A 25,166-nucleotide genomic window follows, 5' to 3' on the forward strand; every position below is an offset into this window, starting at 1 on the left:
TGAACGGCGCGTCGTCGCGCGCCCGTGAACGGGGAGGTGCCCGATGGGCTCACGTACCGGCTCAAGGTGGCTCGCGTCGGCGACGGCGTTCGTCGTCGCGATCGGGATGGGCGTGGTCATCAGCCCACTTCCGGCACGGGCGGCCAGCCCTGGCGTCGGCACGCTGGTCAACGCGTTGGCCGGGCCCACGAACAGCTTCGCCACCTGGAGCAAGGGCCTCGGCACGATCGGGCAACTGGCGAAGGCGCTGCCGGCCGTGCAGACCAGCCCCGGCGCCGCGCTCGGGTTCGACACCCTGGCCCAGGAGGCGTTCAACACCGGCGCCAAGAAGCTCTCCGCCGCGGTCGACGACGCGGATCTGGACATCGACCAGCCGATCACGTTGTCGGCTGACCGGGCCGGGACGCTCAAGACCACGCTGAGCACCGTCGGCGAGGACAAGAGACTCGATCTCACCTTGACCGTCTCCCGTGTGCTGCAGAACCAGGCGCTGAACATCCCGGTCCCGATCGGGGAGGGCGGCAACGCCCCGCAGTCGGCGTTCTCCTCCACCGGCGGCGTGCGGCTCACCGTCGGCACCACGGTGAAGCTGACCCTGATCTGGGACAAGGCGCACGACAAGGCCTACATCCTCAACGACGGCACGACTCCGGCGTTCACCGTCGACGCTTCGGCCGACTTCCCCGACGCGAACGCGATCAAAGCCGTCAACGCCGCGATCGGTGTCCTCGGGGTGAAGCTCGTCGAGGCCGACACCTCACTGGACCTGAAGGCGCATTTCGCCGCCACGATCAACGACCCGGACAACGACGGGCGGCTGGCGTTCCTCAACAACGACGGCACCGCGGGCGAGCTGGCCCAGAACGGGTCGCTGGCCGGTCTGGTCAGCTTCGGTTTCGCCGGCCCGGCGGGATCGCTGAACGGTTCGCTGCACCTCGCGGCCGCGCCCGCCGCTTCCTTCTCACTGAACCTTCCCTCGGTGGACGCCAAGATCGGCCTCAGCTGGCCGGACATCGCCACCGGGGCGCCGGAGATCAAGCCGGAGGGCATCGGCACCGTCGGCCCGTTCCTCAACCTGACCCCGCGTGATCTGGCCACCGGCCTCGCGCAGCTGGCGACGACGCTGACCTCGATCCAGCGCGCGAAATGGGGCGACGCGGCGAACCCGATCGGCAACCTCGACCTGCCGTTCCTCAAGGGCACTCTCGCCGACGCGATCCAGCTCAACGAGTCGATCAAGAAGTTCCTGCAGGACAACACGAAGACCGCAGCGGACCCGACACAGGCCGGTGAACCGCTGTTCGTGTCGCTGCAGCAGATGCTCGACAAGCTCAACACCGCGGCGAACCTGCCCGGCGGCGGCAAGATCGGCATCTCCGACGTCCACTTCCCGCCGGGTTCGACCAAACTCGACTTCAAGATCACGCTGTCCCGCAAGGCCCCCGCGACGGCGGTGGATCTCAACGCGGCCGCCGCGGCGGCGTCCGGACCGGCGGGCAACCCGGCGAAGACCAGCTACACGCAGACCACCCTCAAGGACGAAAACCAGACCTGGAAGCCGGGGGAGTTCGCGGGGCGGCGCGTCGTCGCCGGCGAGGCGGGGGCGACCGTCGAGAACAACGACGGGAACACGCTCTTCCTGCAGGCACCGGGCTGGACGCCGGTGATCCCGGCCGCCAACGCGCCGTACACGATCTCCGGGATGCAGGGCGACGTCGGCGTCGTGCAGCTCGGCAACGATCTGAAGACCGGCGGCCGCGGCGTGGGCGAGGCCAACGCCGTCAACGCCACCGCGAAGGTCAAGCCCAGCTACGACGCCGCGGTCACCCTCGTGCTCGACCTGCAGAACCCGACCGTGCACAACCCGCCGATCGAGCAGAAGAACCCGGACGGCAGCACGACCCTCGTCGGCGCGACCCCGACCGGGCCGGACCGGGTGCTGCTGCGCACGTCCGGTGCCCCGTCGCTGTTCACCGCCGACTTCCCGATGGACGCGGGCATCGACCTGTTCGCCAACGCCGGATTCCTCCAAGTGCAGCTGAAAGGCGCGGCGCACGTCTGCCACCCGAACGCGGGCGCCGACTGTGCCGGGACACCGGGCGCGGACGACCACATGGCGCAGGTGAAGTTCAAGGACCTCGGTGACCTGACCTTCGGCGCGGTCGTGGACAAACTGCTGCACGACCCCGGCGCGCTGCTCGACTTCCAGGTGCGTGTCCGCGGTGCCGGCGGCGTCGACGCCAGCGCGCCGGGTACGGGCGACTTCCTGAAGGGCGCCTCGGCGCACGCGGGATTCACCTGGAACGACCTGACCAAGACGACCGGTCCCGACGGGCCGCAGTTCAGCACGAGCGACCTGTCGGAACTGGCGAACTTCGACTTCGACCCGGCCAACCCGAAGGCGCTCTTCTCGATCCTTCTGAAGACGCTGCAGACGCTCGACGCGTCTCTCGGTGATGCCTCGCCGTCGGGCGCCGCGGTGTTCGGCACGAAGATCCCGCTCGTCGGCCGTTCGCTCAAAGACCTGTTGCGGGCCGACGAATCCGGCTCCGGCCCGACCGTGAGCTACGGCCCGAACTCGGTGAAGGACATCGCGCGCACCGTCGAGAAGGGCAACGCGTTCCCGCCCTCGCTCGTCGGCCGCACGGTCGTCGCCGGTACCCAGGTGGGCATCGTCGGCAGTGTCACGCCGGACACGCTCGTCCTGGCCGGACCGTGGGCCAGCCGGCCCTCGCCGTCGACGTCGTACGTGATCCGGTCCGAGCTGGACGACGTGATCTCGTTGCTGGAGGCGGCGCCGTCCGACAACCTGCAGCGCCTCGTCCAGACCATCAACACGCGGTTCAAGGACAGTGTCCCGGTGACGTTCGAGTACGCCGAACCCGGCGGAACGCCGTCGCTGATCATCCGGCTGGACTGGAAACGCGCGTACCACACCAGCACACCGGTGCAGTTCGACTTCAGCCTGCCGTCCGGCGGCCAGCGGGTCGCCGGGGTGCAGGGCGACGGCTCGGTCTCGCTCGGCGTCGGCGGTCAGGTCAAGATGGGCCTGGTCGTCCCGCTGGAGCCCGGTGCGGGCCCGGCCGACGCGAACGCGCTGCGCGTGCTCGACGACTCGAAGATCGGCGTGAAACTCGACGCCACCGTGGAGAACGCCACCATCGCGACCACCCTGGGCCCGCTGAGCGTGTCACTCGGCGACCCCAAGTCGGCGGACAAGGCGACCGCGAAGGCGTCCTACTCGATCGACCTCGCCAAGGGCGGCGGCACCGGCGCGCCGGTCAGCTTCACCGACTTCCTCGGCGCCGTCGGCCCGACGATCAACGCCGGGAGCACCGCCGTGGGCTGCGGCCTCGACGGCGGGACACCGCTGGCCCTGTGCGCGAAGCTGCCGTTGTACATCAGCGAAGACGGCGGTGCGACCTACAGCAAGGTGATCACCGACGCCACGAAGTCGAACAACTTCGCCTTGCGCCTGCCCAAATCGACCGCGGCCGACGACTACTTCAACCTCGGCGGCGCGGCGATCGACGGGCATCCGCGGCTGGAGACCCCGGATCCGGCACTGCTGGCGGACGCGCTCGCGGCCAAGCTGATCGACTTCGGCAGGCTCGACGGCCTCGACAGCTACCTCAACCTGGTGGAGCAGGCGCTCAACACCGCCAGTTTCGGCGGCAAGCTGCCGCTGCTCGGTGACGACCTCCAGCAGGGCGCGGACTTCATCGGCAAACTGCGCGCCGCGATCCACACCGCGCTGGACCAGCTGCCGGCGAACGGCCACTTCACCGACATGGCGGCGGTGCGCGGCTGGGTCAACGACCAGCTCGGCGGGAAACTCGCCGCCGCGGGTCTGAACCCGGACACGGTCACCGTGGACACCCTGTGCAAGACGCCGCTCGGCACCGTCGGCGCGCCGACGGTGAAGCTGCACGAAGGCGCCACGGCGGCGGACAAGACCCACCGCTACGTCGTCGCGTCGTACGTGATGATCGACGGCGCGAAGAAGCAGGCCAAGGCGAGCGACCCCGGCGAGATCACCACCGGCCCGGCCGCACTGTCCACAACGGACTCGCTCGACGTCGCCTGGGAACCGGTCACCAACGCGGCCGGCTACCAGGTGTTCCGTGAAGAAGGCGGTGCCTTCAAGCTGATCGCGGACGTCACCGACGCCAAGTTCACCGACGTCGGGGCCGCTTCGATCGGCGGGGCACCGGAGAACCCGGCCGAGAACCCGCGGCCGCACGATTGCTCGTACAACGACCTCGACGCGGTCACGATCAGCCTGAACGTCAGCCAGGGCGACTTCAGCGGTGACCTGCTGAACTGCGCCGGGCTGCCGTCCGGCCACGAATGCCTCAAGAAGACCGTGCCGCTGGACCTGGGCATCCCCGGGTTCTCGTTGAAGGCCGACGGCGGCGCCGGCCCGGAGGTCCAGCTCGGCTGGCGGCTGCACCTGGCCATGGGCATCAGCCGGAGCGAGGGATTCTTCGTCAACACCAAGGATTCCGCGCAACCGGAGTTCGCGGTCGGGCTGAACGTCACGCTGCCGAAGAAGATCGACGCGCAGCTCGCGTTCATCAACATCACCGCGGAGAACTGCACGAAGCAGAAGAGCGTGGACGACTGCGACCACGCGGCGGCCCCGGCGAACGACGCGGGTGTCCTGCCGCTGTTCGGCGGCGCGTTCAAGATCGACCTGGTGGCGCCGGACGACCCGACCAACGGCAGGCTGCACCTGACCGATCTGCAGAACGCCGGGCTGGACCGGCTCGCCGACATCAAGCTGCACGCGAGCGCGGACATCAACTGGCTGCTCAAGGCACGGCCGGGTGAGGACGCCGGATTCCCCGGTATCCAGGCGAACTTCCGGCTGCACTGGGCATGGAACAACGTCAAACCGGGGACCAACAACGCCGACGGCGGCAACTCCCCGCTGACACTGGCCTTCGACAAGGTCGCCATCGACAGCGGCGAGATCTTCGGCAAGATCCTCGGCCCGATCGTGAACAAGATCAAGCAGGTGACCGGTCCGCTCGACCCGGTGATCAAGACGCTGTACGCGCCGATCCCGGTGCTTTCGGACCTGTCGCACCTGGCGGGCGGCGGCGACGTCACGATCGTGTCGATCGGCAAGGCGTTCAGCACGATCGCCGGCGGCCCGGACCTGAAGTTCGTCGACACCATCGCCGGGGTCGTGAACTTCATCAACCACTTCCCGAGTTGCACCACCACCTGTCTCATCCCGCTCGGGTCGTTCGAAATCGGCGGTCAGAAGGCGCTCGACACCACGGTGACGCCGGACAACACCGAGAGCCTGATCAGCGCGAAGAAGGACGCCGGTGGAGGTACCGCCTTCACCCCGATCCTCGGCGCGATCAACGGCAAGAACCAGAACAACGACCCGGAGTCGGCCAACCCGATGACCAGCAAGGCGTCGGCGGCCGGGTTCAGCTTCCCGGTGTTCGAGAAGCCCGCTTCGCTGTTCAACGTGCTGCTCGGCGGGGACGTGGACCTGGTCAAATTCGACTCCGGTCCGCTGCGTCTCGGCTTCGACTGGCGTCAGCAGTTCGGGCCGGTGTACGCGCCGCCGCCGGTGGTCATCACCTTGCACGGTTCGGCGTCGGTGACGCTGCGCATCGTCGCGGGCTTCGACACCTTCGGCATCCGCAAGGCGTTCGAAGCGGCTCGTGCCGGCCAACTCGACCTCGGAACCGTGGGGCAGGCGTTCCTGCAGAGCCTGTTCTTCTACACCACCGAAAACGGGAAGCCGATCCCGGTGGTGTCGTTCACCGGCGAACTCGCGGCGGGGGCGGCCGTCACGGCGGTGATCATCACCGTCGGCATCGAGGGCGGGGTGGGCCTCACGGTCTCGTTCCTGTGGAACGATCCCAACCACGACGGGAAGTTCCGGATCACGGAGTTCCTGCAGACGGCGTTGAACAACCCGATATGCCTGTTCACCGTGTCGGGGCGGCTCTATGTCTTCCTCAAGCTCTACGTGACGGTCGGATTCGGCCCGTTCTCGGTGTCGTTCAGCTTCACGATCGTCGACGTCACGCTGCTCGACTTCACCGCGACACCGAACTGCACGCCACCACCACCGAAACTCGGCGGGCTCAGCGGTGACGGCAAGACACTCGTGGTGTACGCGGCCGCGCTCGGCCACACCGCCCAGCGCGGTGGCGGCGCGGGTGACCCGTACGAGTCGGACAAGCAGGAGAAGGACACCGTCAAGATCACCTCGTTGCACGACTACGCGAACCCGGCGAACCCGGCGTTCACCGGCGTGGCCGTGGACATGCTCGGGATCCGGCGCGAGTTCCGGAACGCGAGTATCGAGCGGGTGGTCGTGGACGGCCGCGGCTACGGCAAGCCGATGAGCGTGACGTTCATCGGGGACGCCGAACAGGACACCGCGAAGGACGGCCCACCGCCGCCGACCGCGCAGTTCGACCGGGACGCGATCGTGTTCGGCGGCGAGAAGAACGACCAGATCAAGACCGGTATCGGCAACTCGTGGGTCGATGGCGGCAAGGGCGACGACGTCATCGTCACCGGTGACCGCACCGTGCTCGCCGCGGACCGGAAGAGCTACGTCCGAAACGAGGCGAAGGCGCGCGTCGCGGGTGGCCCCGGCGTCGACAGCATCACGGTCGGCAACGGCCTGGACGTCGTCGCGGGCGACTCGAGCCTCGGCGCGCCTCCGGTGACCTCGATCGGGTTGAAGGAGCTGAAGAACGACGGCCGTGACGGTGGCGACCCGATCGCGGACGGCACCGGCGGTCCGACGGTCTCCGTGCCGAACTGGGCGATCCTGCCCGATCCGGCGGGCGGGACCGGAAGCGGCGACGGCGGCGACACGATCAAGGTCGGGCTCGCCAGGTCGACCGCGTTCGGCAACGGCGGTGACGACACCCTCGGTGTCGCGGCCGACGATCCGCTGAAGGACGTTCCGACGGTGCCGCAGGCGCTGTTCGTCTCCCCGGGTGCGATCCTCGTCGGTGGCGACGGCAGCGACCGCTTCGCCGGTGGCACCGGGCCGGACGAGATCTACACCGCGGACCAGGTCGACCCTGGCATCGACGGCTACGGCTCGGCCGACGCCAACACCACGGGCGGCCCGGCGGGCGGGCCGATCAACACCGTCGACACCGGTTCCGGTGACGACAAGGTGTTCGGCGGCAAGGGACAGGACCGGGTCACCGGCCACTCGACGAAGACGCAGAAGGACGACTTCCGCGGTGGCGGCGGCAACGACATCCTGTTCGGCGGATTCGGGGCGGACACCCTCTACGGCGGGCCGGACGACGACTACGTCATCGCCGAACCGTCCACTTTGGAATTCCCGGACCCGGCGAAGACCGACGACTACGGGCCGCTCTACTTCGTCACGCACACGCCGCTCCCGCAGGGGGTGAGCCCGTCGCACAAGACGCTGGTCGGCGGCCTCGGCCGGGACCACATCATCGGCGGCGACGGCGGCGCGGACGTGTACGGCGACAAGCAGACGTCACCGTGCAAGGCCGGTTCGCCACTTCCGTCGACCCCGGTCGACGAGACGGTGAACGACGCGCTCGACGGCAACGACCGGGTCATCGGCGGCGCCGGGGTGGAGAACGTGCGGGCAGGCGGCGGTGACGACAATGTCGACGCCGAGGCCAACGAAGATCTGGTGTGCGGCGAGAAGGGCAAGGACGTCCTGCACGGCGGCCGCGACGCGGACCAGGTCTGGGGCGGCTCGGACGACGACGCCGTCTACGGCGACACCGGGACCGACACCCTGTACGGCAACGACGGCGTCGACACGATGTTCGGCGGCGACGACCCCGACACCATCGAAGGGAACAACGGCAAGGACTGGATCTCCGGTGGCCTGGCCGGTGACGTGATCGTCGGCGGCACACGGGCGGCGGGACAGCCCGACGACGGCGACAAGCTGTTCGGCGACGGCGGCACCGACACGATCATCGGTGACAACGGCGATCCCGCGGCGGCGGGCGGGCCGGTGTTCGACCTGGCCACCAGCGCGGACGCCACGCTGGGCGGCGACGACACCATCGGCGGCGGCATGGACGCCGACGCGCTGTACGGCGGGCTGGAGAACGACACCGTCTCCGGTGGGAAGGATCCGGACCATATCGAAGGAAACCCCGGTGCCGACACGCTGAACGGCGAAACCGAGGCCGACGACATCATCGGCGGCAGCCACCAGACACCCGGCGACCCGGCGGCGAAGAACGCGGCAGGCTATCCGGACGCGGGTGACACGATCTCCGGCGGCGACGCCGACGACGTGATCACCGGTGACAACGCCACGATCACCGGTACGGGTGGCGCGGACTCCGGCGACCCGGTCACCCGTGGCCGCGGGCTGTCGGCGGGCAGGCACGTGGTCCTGTTCGACCTCGGCCACGCCCCGAACCCGGCGAACTCCGGCGGCGACACCATTTCCGGCGGCACCGCGACAGACGTCGTCTACGCACAGTCCGGAACGGACACCGTGCACGGCGACGCCGGGGACGACTACGTGGAAGGCGACCAGGACGCCGACAAACTGTTCGGCGACTCCGGTCAGGACGATCTCGTCGGCGGTTCCTCCGCCGTGGAGATGGGCGGCGGCCAGGGCACCGTCGGCCAGCTCGACACCGGGGACACCATCTCCGGCGGCGAGGACGCGGACGTGATCACCGGCGACAACGCGCTCGTGACCAGGGACGCGGGCATCCCGAAGAGCCCGATCACCCAAGGCCGGTTCGACACGGACCTGCCCGGCGCGGTCCCGATGACGCACCGCAGCATCCAGCTGTACGACCTCGGTGACACGCCGGTGCCGAACACCTCCGGCGGCGATGACATCACCGGTGACAACGGATGCGACGCGATCCTCGGCCAGTCCGGGAACGACCGGATCAAGGGCGGCAACGACGGCGACCACGCCGAAGGCGGCCCCGGCCGGGACTGGATCGAAGGCAACAACGGCGACGACGACCTCGTCGGCGGCAGCTCGACGATCCACGGCGACGACACCGCGCTGACCACCCAGGGCCAGCCGGACACCGCGGACGTGGTCTTCGGCGGCACGGGCGACGACGTCGTCCTCGGCGACAACGCGATCACCGACCGCATCGCGCCGCCTTCGCCGTACCTGCTGCGGGTGGGCAGCAACGGGACGTTCGAGACGCAGCGTTCGCTGCGGCTGCTGGACCTCTCGTGGAGCAACGGCTTCCTCGGCGCACCGTCCCGTCCGGTGACCGGCGGGGACCAGCTGTCCGGTGGTGGCGGCGTCGACGTGATGTTCGGCCAGGACGGCGACGACCAGATCTCCGGTGGCGCGCACGACGACTACGCCGAGGGCAACGGCGGGCACGACACGATGTTCGGCGACCGCACTCTCGCGGAGGCCGGGATCGCGATCAGCCCAGCGGAGCCGGCGTGGCCGGGTACGGCGTCGGACGACCTCGGTGACGTCTCCGCGCCGAACGGTCAGGACGACCTGATCGGAGGCAGCTCGCTGGAGGTCTTCCGCGACACGGCCGACGACGTGCACGGCGACGGCGCCGCCGACTTCATCCTCGGCGACAACGGCACCGCGGTGCGGGACATCGTGGACCAGACCGGCAAACCGGTGGCGCTCGGCGACGACCTGTCCAAGGTGTCGCTGCCGTTGACGAACCGGATCTACGCGAAGCGCTACTCGGCGTCTCCACCCGCCGGCGCGGCGTTCGTCCGCCACGGCGTCAACGGCGCACCGACCCGCTTCTGCACCACCACGCAGGCCACCTGCGAGGCACTCGGTGCCTCCGGCGGCGACGACCTGTGGGGCGACGCGGGGGAGGACACCCTGTACGGCCAGGACGGCGACGACCTGATGTACGGCGACACCGGCACGACGACGGCTCCGGGTGACGGCGCCGACGACATGTACGGCGAGCTGGGCGGAGACCGGATGTGGGGCACCGGCGGCGAAGACGCCATGGTCGGTGACCGCGGCGGAATCGTGGACGTCTTCCAGAACGGGTCGAACCACTTCGTGATCGACAACCCACAGGTGCCCGCGATCCACTACGAGGGCTTCCTGGCGGGCTCGGTCACGCGGCAGGTCGATCTGCAGCACGACGTCAACGGCGACGCCTTCGCCGCACCCGGCAACGCCCCGGCGATGCCGCACCGCGGCGACCTCGAAGGCGGCGACGACCGCATCCGCGGCGGCGACGACCACGACTCGATCCACGGCGGCTTCGGCGACGATCTGGCCAACGGGGATTCGGGCGGTGATATCGTCTTCGGCGACGACGGCGCGGACGTGCTGTGGGGCGGCAAGGGCGGTACCGATCCGGCCAACCCGAACGACCGGGGTGTCAACGACTCGCTCGTCGACCACCTCATCGGCGGCAAGGGCGCCACGTCCGGTCCGTCGGTCGACCCCGGCACCGGCGCGCTGGGTTCGGATCTCCTCGACTGGCGCCCGCGTGGCACCTACGGCGCGCCGGGGCAGACGACCTGCACCGCGAACGCGTGGCCGCAGACCTTCGGCAACGGCAAGAACGCGGTCACGGTCGACCCGTGCTCGTGGTTCGAGATGACGAACCTCGACAACGCCGATGTCGCGGACAACCAGCACCACCAGGGCATCGACTGGATCTACGGTGGCTGGGACCGCGACGTGCTGCAGGCCGACGTCGCGGACAACGGGCCGAACCTCGGTGACCGGCTGCTCGACTGGGGCGGTGCGTACAACCTCTACACGCACTGCAACGCGGCCTACGGCGGCTACAACGACGTCCGGCAGCACAGTCCGACGCATCAGGAATTCCTGCAGCGGTGGGCGTACTCGCTCGGCGCCGGTCAGGTGGCCGGGGACGTGACCACGGAGGGCACGTCGGCGTACGACGAGCTGGCGCTGGTGTACCAGCCGGACATGAAGGACCACGGCACGGGACCGGCGTTCCCGACCACGCCGGGGCACTTCGACAACCCGAACGCGTGCGCACCGTGAGACCGGCGCGGTCTGGCCGGTGAGGAGCAGGCCGTGTGGGGAGGATTTCGGACGCTGAACGTCCGAAATCCTCCCCACACGCGTCGCGTCTCAGGAACACGGCGGGCTGTACGGCAGCTCGGCCGACACGAACTTGTCCCACATCTCGCGAGTGAGTGTGTTCCCCGTGATGGCGCAGATGCTGTTGATGGCCCGGGGGACGGTCATGTCCCACAGCCGCACGGTGTGGTCACGGCCGCCGGTGGCGAGGGTGGCGCCATCGGGGCTGAACGCCACCGTGTCGACGTCGGCCTGGTGCCCGGTGAGCGGCTGACCCGCCTGCGTCCGCTCGTCTGTCCGCCAGAGCCGCACGGTGTTGTCACTGCTGCTGCTGGCCAACGTCTGTCCATCCGGGCTGAACGCCACCTCCGAGACGGGGTTGGTGTGGCCGACAAGGGGTTCGCCGAGCGGTGTGGCGTGAGCGGGATCGGTGACGTCCCACAGCCGCACCTGCTCGTCGTCGCTGCCGCTGGCCAAGGTCCGCCCATCCGGGCTGAACGCGACCCGGCGGACGTCGTCCTTGTGCCCTTTGAGGGGGCCGGTCAGCAACGTGGGCTTGGCCGGATCGGAAACGTTCCACAACCACACCGCGACGTCGCTGTATTCGGTGCCCGTCGCCAGGGTTCTTCCGTCCGGGCTGAACGCCACCGCCAAGGCGTTGGCGTCCGGTCCGATCACGATCCTGGCCAGCAGCACGGGTTCGGCCGGGTCGGCGACGTCCCACAACCGCGCCGCGTTCTCGTCCTTCACGTCGCCGCCGGTGGCCAGGACGCGGCCGTCCGGGCTGAACGCCATCGATCGGACGCCGTCGGCGTGCCCGGTGATCGGCGCGCCGATGGGTGTGGGGTGGGCCGGGGCGGCGACGTTCCACAGTCGCACGGTCCGGTCGTCGCCGCCGGTGGCCAGGACGCGGCCGTCCGGGCTGAACGCCAAGGTGTTGATGTCGCCCTGGTGGCCGGTGAGCGGCCCGCCCAGCTGCCGGCGATCGGCCGTCGTCCACAACCGGACGGTCCGGTCGCCGCCGCCGGTCGCGAGGATGCGCCCGTCCGGACTGAACGCCAACGTTTTGACTTCGCTCGTATGTCCGGTTAGGACAGTGCCGGGGATGTTCCAGAGCCTTACCGCCCGGTCGCCGCCGGCGGTGGCCAGGACGCGGCCGTCCGGGCTGAACGCCATCGATCGGACGCCGTCGGCATGCCCGGTGATCGGCGCGCCGATGGGTGTGGGGTGGGCTGGATCGGCGACGTCCCACAGCCGCACGGTGTAGTCGTCGCCGCCGGTGGCCAGCGTCCGCCCGTCGGGGCCGAACGCCGCCGACCAGATCGCGCCGGCATGCCCCGTGATCGGCCGGCCCAGCACCACCGGGCGAGCCGGGTCGGCGACGTTCCACAGCCGCACCGTCCGGTCGTTGCTCGCACTGGCCAGCGTCCGTCCATCGGGACCGAACGCCACCGAATGAATGGCCCCGGTGTGTCCGGTCAACGGTGGCCCGAAGGGTTCGGCCCGGTCCGGCGCGGCGATGTCCCACAGTCGCACGGTCCGGTCATCGCCGCCGGTGGCCAGCGTCCGGCCATCAGGACTGAACGCCACGGAGTAGATGGTGTCGGTGTGCCCGCCCATCGGAAGGCCGAGTGCCGCGTGCCGAGCGGGATCGGCGACGTCCCACAGCCGGACGGTCCGATCGTCGCCCGCGCTGGCCAGCGTCCGCCCGTCAGGACTGAACGCCAACGACCGGATCGTCTTGGTGTGCCCCGTGATCGGCGGGCCGAGCGCCTCAGGGCGGGCTGGGTCGGTGACGTTCCACAGCCGCACCGTGTTGTCGGCGCCGCCGGTGCCCAGAGTGCGGCCGTCCGGGCTGAACGCCAGCGCACGGGTCGCTTCGCCGTGACTGATGGTTTCGTTCAGCAGCACCGGACGGGCCGGGTCGGCGACGTTCCACAGCCGCACGAGTCTGTCACCGCTGCCGCTGCCGGTGGCCAGCGTTCGCCCATCGGGGCTGAACGCCACCACACCGGCGCCCTTGCTGCCGGAGGGCAACATGGCGGACAGCGGCGCGTTCGCGTCGACGATCAAGTGGGTGCCCGTGTCCGGATCGGTCGTGCGCATCCGGTGGGCGACGAGATCGAGCTGGGCCGCGAGCGACACGTCGATGGCCCGTATCCGGTTCGCCTCGGCGGTGACCTTGTTGAAGATCGCGGCGTCACGTTGTTCTTGGGCGATATCGCGTTGCTGGAAGGCGTACACAGCGGCAAGGGACGCGACGAGGCCGAGAACGGCCAGCATGGTGACCGCGGTCCGGCGAACTCTTGTCCGTCGGCTCTCGTGCCGGGTCGACGCGTCGAGGAAGGCCGCTCCGAGCGGCGTGAGGGCGGCGCGGTGCTCACTCCTGGACTGCCACCCCCTCGCGACGGCCAGCCGATCGCCGCGATACAGCGATCCGACCGGTCTCCCTTCTCTCTCCCATTGTTCGGCGGCCTCGATCAACTGCTGCCGGACGACCTGATCGTTGCGGCCCGTCTCGATCCAGGTGCCGAGCTGCGGCCACGCCCGCAGCAACACCTCGTGGGAAAGCTCGACGGCGTTGTCGTCCAGCGTGACCAGACGTTTCTCGATCAGCCAGCCGAGCACCGTCTCGGCGGTCCGCGGTGCGTCGAAACCCTTGACGAGGTCGGCCGGGTCCGCGCGCCGCCTGCCAGGCGGCGCGTCGTGCCTGACCACGACCAGATGCATGAGGATGTGCTGGAAGATCACGCGCTGCTCGGCCGTGGAGCAACGCGCGTAGGCCTCGTCCGCGGTAGCCGCGATCGCGCCTTGGATCCGCCCGGTCCGGTCGTAATCCGCCAAGGTCAGCTTGTCGCCCGTGCGCCGCTGCCAGGTGACGGCCAACGCGTGGGCCAGCAGGGGGAGCCCGCCCGCGTCCGTCCCGACCTCGTGCAGGAGGACCTCGACCAGACTCGGCTCCACGTCGACGCCGATCTGCCGAGCAGGCCGCTCGATGGCCGCTCGCAACCCGGCCGGAGTCATCGCCTGGAGGTTGAACTGGCTTGCCGGCAGGAACTTCGCGAGCTGATCGTCGGCGAGGCAGTGGTCGTAGAAGTCGCCCCGCACCCCGAGAACCGCACGCATCGCGATCAGCACGGCGATGAAACGCCGCCGCTCGGCCTCGCCGGCGCAGAGGGTGAACACCTCTTCGAACTGATCCACCACGACGACGGTCCCGTCAGGCAGCATGCTCGCCAGCAGGGCAGGATCGGACCTGACCGCCGAGAGCACGGCATCCACGTTGCCGCCGATGAGCTGCGCGACCTGCTGTGCCAGTGTTTCGCAGGGCTCCTTCGCCGGGGTGAGCAACAGCCATGGGCGTCCGCTGCCGGCCACCGCGGTCGTCACGCCTGCTCGAAGCAGCGACGACTTGCCGACGCCGGACGGTGCGACGACGAAGACCGGCCCGCCGCGGTGATCGATCTTGTCCATCAAGGCCGACAAGGTCGCCTCGCGGCCGAAGAACCACCGCGCTTGGTCAGGTTGGAACGCGCGCAGACCCGGATAGGGGCAGACGTCCTCCGGCCACTCCGCCTGGCTGACGTCGGGCGGATACGGGTCGTCCGGCAGGCAGATCCACCCCAGCGCCTCCGTTTCCTTGACCCGGATGCGTTGGGGCCGATAGCGGGTCTCGTCGGCGGCGCTGTGCCAGACCACTTCACGGAACAACCAGTCGGAGGTGATCACCGCGAGCACGCCTGCCGACCCGGCGAGGGCGTCCTTCAACGGCGACGCGTCGAGCAACCGGAACGTGTGGTTGATCGCGACGCCGGTCGCGCCGTGCGCGTCGAGCAGAACCTCCCCGGCGTGCACCGCCATCCTCAGCCGGATCTGCTCGCCGGTCCCGTGTGTCCGGTTGTGCCTGTTCAACGCTTTCACCAGACGACCGGGCACCTGCTCGACGAACAGCTGCTTCGGAACCTCCGCCGGTGCCAGAAGAAGCACACCGTCACCACGGTCTTCGCGATGGCAGGTGCTCCAGTGCGAGCCGAGCGCGTGAGCCAAGGCCGCATAGAGGGCGCTGCGCACGTTCCTCTGTTCCGGGTTCTTCCGGCCGCTGAATCGCTCCACGTCCACAACCAGAACAGTGTGATGCAACGCATCAGGCGACACGAAACCTCCGCAGATCACGTCACGTCGGCCAAAGATGCCGCCCATAGTCCCCGCAGCCGCACAGGGCCTGATGAGCTTTCACTCGTTCGCGTGAACCGATTGACGTTCGGCGGAGCGGAGGGGGCGTTCAAAGCTCGCATGAGCCTGAACGCCCCCTCCGGGACCTATCTGACGAGCCGGCCGGTCAGGCCATCGGGGGCTGCTCGCGCCACCAGCGCTGACCGGCTTCGGGCAGCGTCGAGATCGGGTCGTAGTACGGGTACCGCCGCTGCAAGGCTTCCGGGTCCTCGTGCTCGATCCCGGTCCGGTAGTTCTTGGTCCAGTACGAAATCCCGAGCTCGCGGTCGTATTCGGCGAGCTGGTGGACCCAGCGCTTCCCGACATACGGCACGTCGCAGACGATCCGCGGGGTCGCGTAGCCGGGCAGGTAGCCCATGATCGCGTGCTGCAGTTCCTGCGCCTCGTGCACGGAAACCCTCCAGTGCTCGGCGTTGGGGATCATGTCGCACATATAGAAGTAGTACGGCAGGATGTTCGCCTCGCCCTGCAGCGCGAAGCACAGGTCCAGCAGGTCGGCCGGGGTCGCGTTCACGCCCTTCATCAGCACGCCCTGGTTGCGCACGTCGCGGACGCCGACGTCGAGCGCGGTCCTGGCGGCTTCCGCGACCAGCGGGGTCACCGACTGGGCGTGGTTGACGTGGGTGTGGATCGCGAGGTTGACGCCGCGGCGCTGCGCGGTGCCGGCGACGCGTTCGAGACCTTCGACGACCTTCGGCTGGATCCAGTGCTGCGGCAGGGCGGCGAGCGCCTTGGTGGCGAGCCGGATGTCACGGACGGTGTCGATGTCCATCAGCCGCATCAGGAACGATTCGAGCTGCGGCCACGGCACGTTCGCGACGTCGCCGCCGGAGACCACGACGTCACGTACGCCGGGGGTCTTCTTCAGGTACTCGATCATCGCGTCCTGGCGGTCGACCGGTTTGAGCGAGAGCTTGTGCTTCTCGACCTGTTCGGTGGAGTTGCCGACCAGGTCCATCCGGGTGCAGTGCCCGCAGTACTGGGGGCAGGTGGAGATCATCTCGGCGAGGACCTTGGTGGGGTAGCGGTGGGTCAGCCCCTCCACGACCCACATCTCCGCCTCGTGCAGCGAGTCCCGCTCGGAGTGCGGGTGGCTCGGCCACTCGGTGTCGCGGTCGCTGCGCACCGGGAGCATGTAGCGGCGGATCGGGTCGGCGTACCAGGCCTCGGTCACCTTCGCCGGGTCGGTGCCCGCGTTGGGCGCCATCGTGTTGATCATCTGCGGCGGCAGGAGCATCGACATCGTGGCCATCTCGCGCTGGTCGGCGAGCATGTCCTCGTAGAAGCGTTCCTCGAGCTGATCGCCCATCAGGGCGCGCAGCTGCTTGGCGTTACGGATGCAGTGCACTCGCTGCCACTGCGCGTCGCGCCACTCTGCCTCGGTCACGTCGTGCCAGCCGGGGAAGCGGCGCCAGTCGGGTTCGGTCAGCTCGACACGGGTGTAGTCGTAGGGCTGATCGTAGGCGGCCACCGGCGAGGTCGGTTCCTGGATCACAGTCACTTGTACTCCTCGTCGTCGGAAACGCGTGAAAATATCCTGTCACATCGTTCGGAAGACGTAAATATTCCTGTCCTGCGTGGTGTGTCGAAATGTTGCCGACCCGCCGGTCACGTGGGCTTCCGCACGCTGCAAACTCAGGAGGGTGACGAACGCGCGAACGACGCTCCTGCTCGGCGGGCGCATCTACAGCCCCTCGGCTCCCGACGCCACCGCCATGGCGATCACCGACGGCATCGTCGTCTGGGTGGGGCAGGACGGCCCGGCCAAAGCACTGCATCCCGACGCCGAACCGGTCGACCTCGACGGCGCCTTCGTCGCCCCGGCCTTCGTCGACGCGCACGTCCACGCCACCGCGACCGGGCTGCACCTCACCGGCCTGAATCTCGCGAACGTCCGCGGCGCGGGCGAACTGCTGGCCGCGGTCCGCGACGCCGTCCGGCCCGGCCAGGTGCTGGTCGCACACGGCTGGGACGAATCCCGCTGGACCGACGGCAGGCTGCCCAGCCGCGCCGAGATCGACGAGGCCGCGAACGGCGCCCCGGTGTACCTGAGCCGGGTCGACGTCCACTCCGCACTCGTCTCCAGCGCCCTCGTCGCGCTGGCCGCCGGCGTGCACGAGGCGCCGGGCTGGTCGCCCGACGGACCGCTGACCCGGGACGCCCACCACCTCGTGCGGGCCGCGATGCGCGACGCCATCACCCCGCGGCAGCGCCGCGAGGCCCAGCGCGCGTTCCTCGCCGAAGCCGCCGCGCGCGGTGTCGTGAGCGTCCACGAATGCGCGGGCCCGGACATCTCCGGCGCGGACGACCTCACCGACCTGCTCGCGCTCGCGTCCGAGCCGGGACTGCCGGAGGTCGTCGGCTACTGGGGTGAGCGCGGCGGAGTCGACACCGCCCGCGCGCTCGGCGCCAGGGGAGTCGCGGGCGATCTGTTCGTCGACGGCGCGCTCGGCTCCCGCACGGCCGCGCTGCACGAGCCGTACGCCGACGCCCACGGCACCACCGGAACGCTCTACCTCGACGCCGCCGCCATCGCCGAACACGTCGCCGCCTGCACCGAGGCCGAGCTGCAGGCCGGTTTCCACGTCATCGGCGACGCCGCCGTGGCCGAGGTCGTCGAAGGATTCCGGCGCGCGGAGAAGATCGTCGGCCGTCGAGCGCTGGCCGCCCGGCACCACCGGCTCGAGCACGTCGAAATGATCGACGCCGGTCAGGCGAAGGAGCTCGCCGGCTGGGGCGTGGTCGCGTCGGTCCAGCCGCAGTTCGACGCGGAATGGGGCGGCGAGCACGGCATGTACGTCGACCGTCTCGGCGGCGAACGGGCTCCGAAACTCAACCCCTTCGCCGCCATGGCCGCCGAAGGGCTCCTGCTCGCTTTCGGCTCCGACGCTCCCGTCACGCCTGTCGACCCGTGGGCCACCGTCCGCGCCGGGACCTACCACCGCACGCCGGGCTCGGGGCTGTCCGCTCGTGCGTCCTTCACCGCCCACACCCGCGCGGGATACCGCGCCGCCGGAGTGAACGACGGTGTCACCGGCAGCCTGGTCCCGGGCGCTCCCGCGCACTACGCGATCTGGGACGCCGAGGATCTCGTCGTCGCGACGCCGGACTCGCGGGTGCAGCGCTGGTCGACCGACCCACGCGCGGGGGTGCCCCCGCTGCCGAACCTGGCCGAGGGGGCGACTCTGCCCCGGTGCCTGCGCACGGTCCGCGACGGAGAGGTCATCCACGATGTGTTCACCCGCACGGCCTAGGGTTCAGGGGTGTCCTCGACCGTGACCGATCCGGACCCCGAAGCGGCGCCCCGGAAGCGGTTCTCCCGCGCCTGGCTCCTGCGTTTCCTCGTCGCCGCGGCGTCGGGTTTCACGCTGTACCTCAGTTTCGCGCCGCGTCCGCTGTGGTGGCTCGCGCCGCTGGCGTTCACCGGCTTCGCGCTGGTGGTGCACGGACGCAGGTTCCGGGGCGCGTTCGGCTACGCGTTCGTGTTCGGGATGGGGTTCTTCCTCCCGCTGCTGACGTGGCTGCTGGACTTCCTCGGCCCGGATTTCGGGCCGTGGCCGTGGATCGCGCTGTCGATGGCGCTGTCGGTGTACCTCGGTTTCGGCGGCGCGTTCGCCACCGTGGTGTGGAGGCTTCCGCTCGGACCGCTGTGGGCCGCGCTGGTGATCATCGCGCTGGAGACACCGCGGGCCTGGTTCCCGTTCGGCGGTTTCCCGTGGGGCCGGGTGGCGTTCAGCCAGCCCGAGGGCGCCTTCGTCTCGCTCGCCTCGATCGGCGGCGCGCCGCTGGTCGGTCTCGCCGTCGTGGCGACCGGTTTCGGGCTCGCGGCGCTGTGCCTGCGGCTGAGGGGCGCCGATCCGCGGCGTTCCCTGGTGGCCACGTCGGCGCTGACGCTGGTGCCGGTGGTGGCGGGTCTCGCGGTGTGGCCGACGATCGGCACCGAAGCCCAGGACGGCGAACTCACCGTCGCCACGGTGCAGGGCAACGCGCCGGACATCGGCCTGGCGCTGGAAGGCCGCCGCGACGAACTGCGGAGCAACCACCTCACCGAAAGCGCCCGCCTGCTGGAAAAGCTGAAGGCGAGCAACACCAAGGTCGATCTGCTGGTGTGGCCCGAGACCGCGATGGCCATGCGCACCGGTGACGCCGGCGTCGACCAGATGGTCCGCGACTACGGCACGCAGGCGATCATCGGCGCGCTGGTGCGGCTGCCCGACGGCACCGCCCAGAACTCCGCGCTGGTCTGGGATCCGGCGACCGGCCCGGGACAGCGTTACGCCAAGCAGCAGCTGGTCCCGTTCGGCGAGTACGTCCCGGCCCGCGAGGTCGCGAAGCTGGTGACGCCGTTCGTCGACAGCGTGGCGAACATGACACCGGGTGACGGTGCCAACGCCGCGCTGTCGGTCGCGGGTACCAAGGTCGGCGTCTTCATCTGCTACGAGACCGCGTTCGACTACCCGGCCCGCGAATCGGTCGCCGACGGCGCGGAACTGCTCGTCGTGCCGACCAACAACGCCTGGTACGGGCCGGGGGAGATGAGCTACCAGCAGCTGGCGATGTCGCGGCTGCGGGCGGTCGAGCACGGGCGCGCGGTGATCGTTTCGGCCACCAGCGGGGTCAGCGCGATCGTCGCGCCCGACGGTTCGATCAAGGCCTCCACCAGCCTGTTCACCGCAGACTCCCTGGTGGGGCGCGTACCGCTGAGGCAGCAGACTACGCTGTCGGATCTACTCGGTGTGACGACGGAGTACGGGCTGCTGGCCCTGGCGATCGCCGGGGTTACCGGCGGGTACGTACTCCGTTTCCGCACCCGGCGCGCGAGCGCCGCCAAGGCAACGAGGGAAGCGGCGGGCTGACCCGCCGGAACACGGAGGAAAAGCGGATGGCGCAGGCGCCGCGGGGGGCCCAGGGAATCGACCCGGTGCTGGTGGTGGTCCCGACGTACAACGAGCGGGACAACATCGGCCCGATCCTGGAACGTCTGCTCGAAGCACTCCCGGACGTGCACGCCCTCGTCGTCGACGACGGCAGCCCGGACGGCACCGGTGACGTCGCCGACGAACTCGCGAAGGCCGACGAGCGGATCCACGTGATGCACCGCACCGAGAAGGCCGGCCTCGGTGCCGCGTACGTCGCGGGATTCCGCTGGGGGCTCTCCCGCGACTACGCCACCATCGTCGAGATGGACGCCGACGGCTCGCACGCGCCGGAGGATCTGCCCCGGGTGCTGGCGGCACTCGAGGACGCGGACCTGTCCATCGGCTCCCGTTACGTTCCCGGCGGCAGCACGGTGAACTGGCCGTTCCAGCGCAAGGCGCTGTCGTGGATGGCGAACTTCTACGCGAGGGTCGCGCTCGGCACGAAGATCAAGGACATCACCGCCGGTTTCCGCGCGTACCGCCGCACGGTGCTGGAGAAGCTCCCGCTCGACGAGATCGCGTCGCGCGGCTACTGCTTCCAGATCGACCTGGCGTTCCGTACGGCGCTCGCCGGGTTCGAGGTCGTCGAGGTGCCGATCACCTTCACCGAACGCGAGGTCGGTCAGTCGAAGATGAGCGGCTCGGTCGTGCGCGAGGCGATCGTCCTGGTCGGGCTGTGGGGGCTCAAGCGTCGCTGGCAGCAGCTTCGCGGGCTGGCCAAGAAGGGCTGACGCCCAGCACGCTCACGCCGAGTTTCCCCAGTTCCTTCACCGTCGGCTCGTCCGGCGCGGCGTCGGTGATCACGCCCGCGACGTCGGACAGGGGGAGCACGGTGAACGGCGAGGCCGCGCCGATCTTCTCGGAACTGGCCAGCACGTAGGTGTCTGCCGCCCGTTTGGCGAGCGTGCGTTTCATCGCGGCCTCGTCGGAGTCGCCGGTGGTGAGCCCGGTTTCGGGGTGCACCCCGGTGACGCCGAGGAAGAACAGATCGGCGTTGATCCCCATCGCGGCTTCCGCCGCGGCCGCCCCGCAGGTGACGGCGGAGTGTTTGAAGAGCCGCCCTCCGATGAGGAACACCTCGACCCTCGGATGAGTGACGAGCGCGGCCGCGACCGTGGGGCTGTGCGTGACGATCTTCGCTTCGAGGTCGACGGGGAGCGCCTTCGCCAGCGCGAGCGCGGTCGTCCCGCCGTCGAGGATGGCCGTCGAGCCGAGCCGGATCAACGCTGCTGCACGTTTCGCGATCCGTTCCTTGCCCGCGACGCTGACCGCCATGCGCGTCGCGTAGTCCGCAGTGGCGGGTGAGACCGGCAAGGCTCCGCCGTAGACCCGTTGACAGAGTCCGGCGTCCGCGAGTTCCCGCAGGTCACGGCGAATACTGTCCTCCGACACGCCGAGTTCGGCGGCGAGGTCCTTGGCCACGATCCGGCCTTCGGTCTTGAGTCGTTCCATCAGCAGGTCTCGTCGCTGCGCAGCCAACATGTGCACGTTCCTCCTTGTTCCTGCCGATTGTTGCACATTATGCTTCGTCGCATGAGCAAACCTCTGATGATCCTCATCGCCGGACCGTTCCGTTCCGGCACCGGCGACGACCCAGAACTTCTCGCCCGCAACCTCGCCCGGCTCGAGGAAGCGGCCTGGCCGATCTTCCGCAGCGGGCACGTGCCGATGATCGGCGAATGGGTCGCGCTGCCGGTGCTGCGCGGCGCGGGCGGGAAGACCGTCGCCGATCCGGTCGCCAAGGAGGTCATGTACCCGACGGCCGACCGGCTGCTGCACCACTGCGACGCCGTCCTGCGGCTGCCGGGCGAATCCACCGGCGCCGACCAGGACGTCGCCATCGCCCTGTCCCGCGGGCTCGACGTCTACCACCGCGTCGAGGACATCCCTGGGTATCAAGCCGCATAATGCGTGACTTGATCGAATGTGACGTTTTGAGGGGAAGGTGAGCCGTGACCGGGAAGGTCTGCGGGATATGCGAAGGCCCGCTGCCGTCGAAGGCGGATTCGCGCGGGCGCACGGCCGTCTACTGCTCGGCCGCGTGCCGCCAGCGGGCCTACCGGTCACGGCGCGAACCCGCCCCTGACGTGCAAGCCCTCATCGCCGAGGTCGGCCGCGTCGCGAACCGGCTGACACCTCGGCCGCCGGAGGCGTTCCTCGCCGATCTCACCTCGCTCACCTCCGACGTCGGCAAGCTGCGGCGCATCGCTCGACTGGCTCGGCGGACCAAGGCCGAAAACGTCACACCGGCGCCCGTGACGGAAACCGTGGACGAGGTCGCCTTCGCCGGGAGCCTCGAAGAGCACCAGCGAGAGCTGCGCGTGCATTGCTACCGGATGGTCGGGTCCTACGACGACGCGGAGGACCTGGTCCAAGAGACGTTCCTGCGAGCGTGGCGCGGCCGCGCAGGGTTCGAAGGCCGGTCGAGTTTCCGCGCCTGGCTCTACCGCATCGCCACCAACACCTGTCTCGATTTCCTGCGGCGCAACAAGAGGGTCCCGCGCCCCTACGACCCGATGCCCGGTGTCGACCAGCTGGGTGAACCGCCTCAGTTCCTGCCCTGGTTGCAGCCGTTTCCCGACGACGTCGCGGAGATCGCCGAGACGAGGGAAACGATGGAACTCGTCTTCCTCACCGCCATCCAGCACCTTCCGCCGAAGCAGCGGGCCGTGGTGATCCTCAACGACGCACTCGGCTGGAAGGCCGCCGAAACCGCGGACCTGCTGGAAACCACCGTCGCATCGGTCACCAGCGCCCTGCAACGCGCACGCCCCACGCTGCGCGAACGCCTGCCCGAACGCCGCGCCGACTGGGCCCGGACCGTGCGGCCGACCGAGGAGGAGCAGGCGATCCTGCGGCGCTACATGGCCGCCGCCACCGCCGACGGGGACAGCCGGGTCATGGCCGAGCTGCTCAGGGAGGACGTGCTGGTCACGATGCCGCCGAACCCGCTGTGGTTCTCCGGCCGCGACGTCTTCCTGAAGTTCGTCGCCAAATCCCTCGATCCCGCCTCGCCGATGTACTTCGGGGAGTGGAAACACCTTCCGGCCGTTGCCAACGGGCTTCCCGCCGCGGGCGGCTACGTCCGGCGGCCCGGCACCCGGGTCTACCGGGCACAGGTGCTCGACGTGCTGCGCATCGAAGACGGGAAGGTCGCCGAGATCACGGCCTTCGAGCCGCACCTGTTCCCCGCGTTCGGTCTGCCGCTGACGATCACCTGAGGACCGATGAGCCCCACGCCCCTTCCGCGTCTCAATGGTCGAACCGACCAAGCGGAAGGAAAACCCATGAGCCTCCAGAACAAGAACGCGATCATCTACGGCGCCGGCGGGGCGATCGGCAACGGCGTCGCCAAGGAGTTCGCCGCGCGCGGGGCCCGCGTCTTCCTCACCGGACGGCACCTGCCGGCGTTGACGAAGCTCGCGGGCGAGATCGAACAAAGCGGGGGACTGGCCGAAGTCGCGGTGGTCGACGCCCTGGACGAGACCGCCGTCGACGAGCACGCGGCGGCCGTGGCCACCGAGGCGGGCAGCCTCGACATCTCGCTCAACCTCGTCCCGCGCGGCGACATCCAGGGCATCCCGCTCGTGGAGATGGCGGTCGAGGACTACGTCCGCCCGATCACCACCGGCATCACGACGAACTTCATCACCGCACGGGCCGCCGCCCGGCACATGACCGCCCAGGGCTCCGGCGCCATCCTCGCCCTCGACAGCGGATCCGCCCACGGCAGCCCGATGATGGGCGCCACGGGCTCGATCGACGCCGCGCTGGACACCTTCATCCGCAATCTCGCCGTCGAGATCGGACCGCACGGTGTCCGCGCGCTCGGCATCTGGGTCGCGGGTATCCCGGAGACCCTCACGCCCGAGAAGCTCTCCGCGGTGAACGACCAGCTGCCGGCGAGTCCCGAGATGGTGCAGAACGTCCTCGGCGGCCTCGCCGAGGCCCGGCTGACCAAGCGCTCACCGCGCCTCGCCGAGGTCGCCTCCACGCTGGCGTTCCTCGCCTCCGACGACGCCATGGGGATCACCGGCACGTTCGTCAACGTGACCAGCATGTACCCCAGCTGACCGAGCCGCCCCGAGCTCCGTCAGCACCGCCCGGATCGCGGGACTCGACTCGGCACTGCGGCGCCACGCGGCGTGCACCTCGCGCGTCGGCGGGCGCCGCAGCGGCCGGGCGACGAGCCCCTCGGCCAAGGGCGGGCGCGCCAGCCGCGGGATCAACGCGACGACCTCGCCCGAGGCGACCAGCGACAGCTGCGTGGAGAAGTCGTCCACCAGATGCCGCACGTCGGGTTCTTCCGGAAGGCCTGCGAACACACGCCGGAACCACTGGTGGCAGACCGTGCCCGGCGGACTGGTCACCCACGCGTGCCCGGCCAGATCCACGCCGTCCAGCGGCGGCAAGGACCGGGCCAGCGGATGGGTCTCGGCCATGACGACGTCGCCGAGGTCGGTGTGCACCAGACGCCGCGACAGCGCGGGGGACAGCGGGACCGGCAGACCGTCGGCGTCATGCAGGAGCGCGAGGTCGGCCGTCCCGGCCTCGACCGAATGCAGAGCCTGGTCGGGATCCTGCTCGGTGATGTGCAGGCGGAGGTCGGGGTAGCGCGCCAGGAGCCGCGGATGGACGGGGGCGAGCAGTCCGCGGATACCGGTCGAGAACGCGGCCACCCGCAGGACCCCGCGCGGCGCGCCCTCCGCGACCGACTGAGCGGCCTCGGCGCACCGTTCGAGCGCCTGGAACACCTCCAGCGAGGAGTCGACGACCGCCTGGCCCGCCGGAGTCAGCACGACACCGCGGCCCGCCGGAGCGAGCACCGGCATCCCGATCTGGCGTTCCAGCCGCTTGATCTGCTGCGACACCGCGGACGCCGTGAAGCCCAGCTCGTCCGCCGCCCGCGCCAACGTCCCCAACGCGGCCACCGACCGCAATGCCCGCAGGGCCCCGACCTCGATCATGAAGCCAGGCTA

11 protein-coding genes are annotated in these 25,166 nt (G+C 69.8%); 7 read left to right on the top strand and 4 right to left on the bottom strand.

What is annotated here, in order from left to right:
• Positions 1-43 precede the first annotated feature (43 nt).
• The gene (locus ACSMFO_RS03005; RefSeq protein WP_436456810.1) at positions 44-10,996 is read left to right on the top strand and encodes a calcium-binding protein; all 10,953 of its coding nucleotides are present in this window, start codon (positions 44-46) and stop codon (positions 10,994-10,996) included.
• 90 nt (positions 10,997-11,086) lie between these two features.
• On the opposite strand, the gene ACSMFO_RS03010 is transcribed toward ACSMFO_RS03005, so the two are convergent.
• Together ACSMFO_RS03010 and ACSMFO_RS03015 are read right to left on the bottom strand one after the other, a co-directional pair.
• Positions 11,087-15,154: an NACHT and WD repeat domain-containing protein gene (locus ACSMFO_RS03010; protein WP_436456811.1), complete on the bottom strand. Its 4,068-nt coding sequence runs from the start codon at positions 15,152-15,154 to the stop codon at positions 11,087-11,089.
• A 220-nt stretch (positions 15,155-15,374) separates the two neighbouring features.
• Positions 15,375-16,769 (bottom strand): KamA family radical SAM protein, encoded by a 1,395-nt coding sequence (locus tag ACSMFO_RS03015; protein ID WP_436456812.1) that lies wholly within the window; start codon positions 16,767-16,769, stop codon positions 15,375-15,377.
• Positions 16,770-16,911: 142 nt separating this feature from the next.
• On the opposite strand from ACSMFO_RS03015, the gene ACSMFO_RS03020 reads away from it, so the two are divergent.
• The 3 genes from ACSMFO_RS03020 to ACSMFO_RS03030 are packed head-to-tail and all read left to right on the top strand — an operon-like array spanning position 16,912 to position 20,918.
• Positions 16,912-18,522, top strand: coding sequence for an amidohydrolase (locus tag ACSMFO_RS03020; protein ID WP_436456813.1), 1,611 nt, complete (start codon positions 16,912-16,914; stop codon positions 18,520-18,522).
• Positions 18,523-18,531: 9 nt separating this feature from the next.
• Complete coding sequence (lnt, locus tag ACSMFO_RS03025; RefSeq protein WP_436456814.1) at positions 18,532-20,124, top strand: apolipoprotein N-acyltransferase; 1,593 nt, start codon at positions 18,532-18,534, stop codon at positions 20,122-20,124.
• 26 nt (positions 20,125-20,150) lie between these two features.
• On the top strand, positions 20,151-20,918 hold the full coding sequence (locus ACSMFO_RS03030) for a polyprenol monophosphomannose synthase (RefSeq protein WP_038513525.1): 768 nt from the start codon (positions 20,151-20,153) through the stop codon (positions 20,916-20,918).
• On the opposite strand, the gene ACSMFO_RS03035 is transcribed toward ACSMFO_RS03030, so the two are convergent.
• A complete protein-coding gene (locus ACSMFO_RS03035) occupies positions 20,872-21,669 on the bottom strand; it encodes a DeoR/GlpR family DNA-binding transcription regulator (protein WP_073843109.1) in 798 nt (265 codons plus the stop codon). The genes ACSMFO_RS03030 and ACSMFO_RS03035 overlap by 47 nt on opposite strands.
• A gap of 51 nt (positions 21,670-21,720) precedes the next feature.
• Here ACSMFO_RS03035 and ACSMFO_RS03040 point away from each other — a divergent pair, with 51 nt between their 5' ends.
• The 3 genes from ACSMFO_RS03040 to ACSMFO_RS03050 all read left to right on the top strand — a co-directional run bounded on the left by ACSMFO_RS03040 (position 21,721) and on the right by ACSMFO_RS03050 (position 24,260).
• On the top strand, positions 21,721-22,095 hold the full coding sequence (locus ACSMFO_RS03040; RefSeq protein ID WP_228708280.1) for a DUF4406 domain-containing protein: 375 nt from the start codon (positions 21,721-21,723) through the stop codon (positions 22,093-22,095).
• 44 nt (positions 22,096-22,139) lie between these two features.
• Positions 22,140-23,408 (top strand): RNA polymerase subunit sigma-70, encoded by a 1,269-nt coding sequence (locus ACSMFO_RS03045; protein WP_436456815.1) that lies wholly within the window; start codon positions 22,140-22,142, stop codon positions 23,406-23,408.
• A 66-nt stretch (positions 23,409-23,474) separates the two neighbouring features.
• Positions 23,475-24,260: an SDR family NAD(P)-dependent oxidoreductase gene (locus ACSMFO_RS03050; protein ID WP_360126172.1), complete on the top strand. Its 786-nt coding sequence runs from the start codon at positions 23,475-23,477 to the stop codon at positions 24,258-24,260.
• Here ACSMFO_RS03050 and ACSMFO_RS03055 read toward each other — a convergent pair.
• Complete coding sequence (locus tag ACSMFO_RS03055) at positions 24,153-25,154, bottom strand: LysR family transcriptional regulator (protein WP_436456816.1); 1,002 nt, start codon at positions 25,152-25,154, stop codon at positions 24,153-24,155. The genes ACSMFO_RS03050 and ACSMFO_RS03055 overlap by 108 nt on opposite strands.
• Positions 25,155-25,166 lie beyond the last annotated feature (12 nt).

This window comes from Amycolatopsis sp. w19 (assembly GCF_051373225.1).
In the GTDB taxonomy this organism is placed as follows: domain Bacteria; phylum Actinomycetota; class Actinomycetes; order Mycobacteriales; family Pseudonocardiaceae; genus Amycolatopsis; species Amycolatopsis japonica.

Excerpts from the sequence above, each read along its gene's own strand:
- ACSMFO_RS03050 (WP_360126172.1), top strand. The coding sequence starts at position 23,475 with ATGAGCCTCCAGAACAAGAACGCGATCATCTACGGCGCCGGCGGGGCG.
- ACSMFO_RS03030 (WP_038513525.1), top strand. The coding sequence starts at position 20,151 with ATGGCGCAGGCGCCGCGGGGGGCCCAGGGAATCGACCCGGTGCTGGTG.
- ACSMFO_RS03005 (WP_436456810.1), top strand. The coding sequence starts at position 44 with ATGGGCTCACGTACCGGCTCAAGGTGGCTCGCGTCGGCGACGGCGTTC.
- ACSMFO_RS03040 (WP_228708280.1), top strand. The coding sequence starts at position 21,721 with ATGAGCAAACCTCTGATGATCCTCATCGCCGGACCGTTCCGTTCCGGC.
- ACSMFO_RS03035 (WP_073843109.1), bottom strand. The coding sequence starts at position 21,669 with ATGTTGGCTGCGCAGCGACGAGACCTGCTGATGGAACGACTCAAGACC.
- ACSMFO_RS03055 (WP_436456816.1), bottom strand. The coding sequence starts at position 25,154 with ATGATCGAGGTCGGGGCCCTGCGGGCATTGCGGTCGGTGGCCGCGTTG.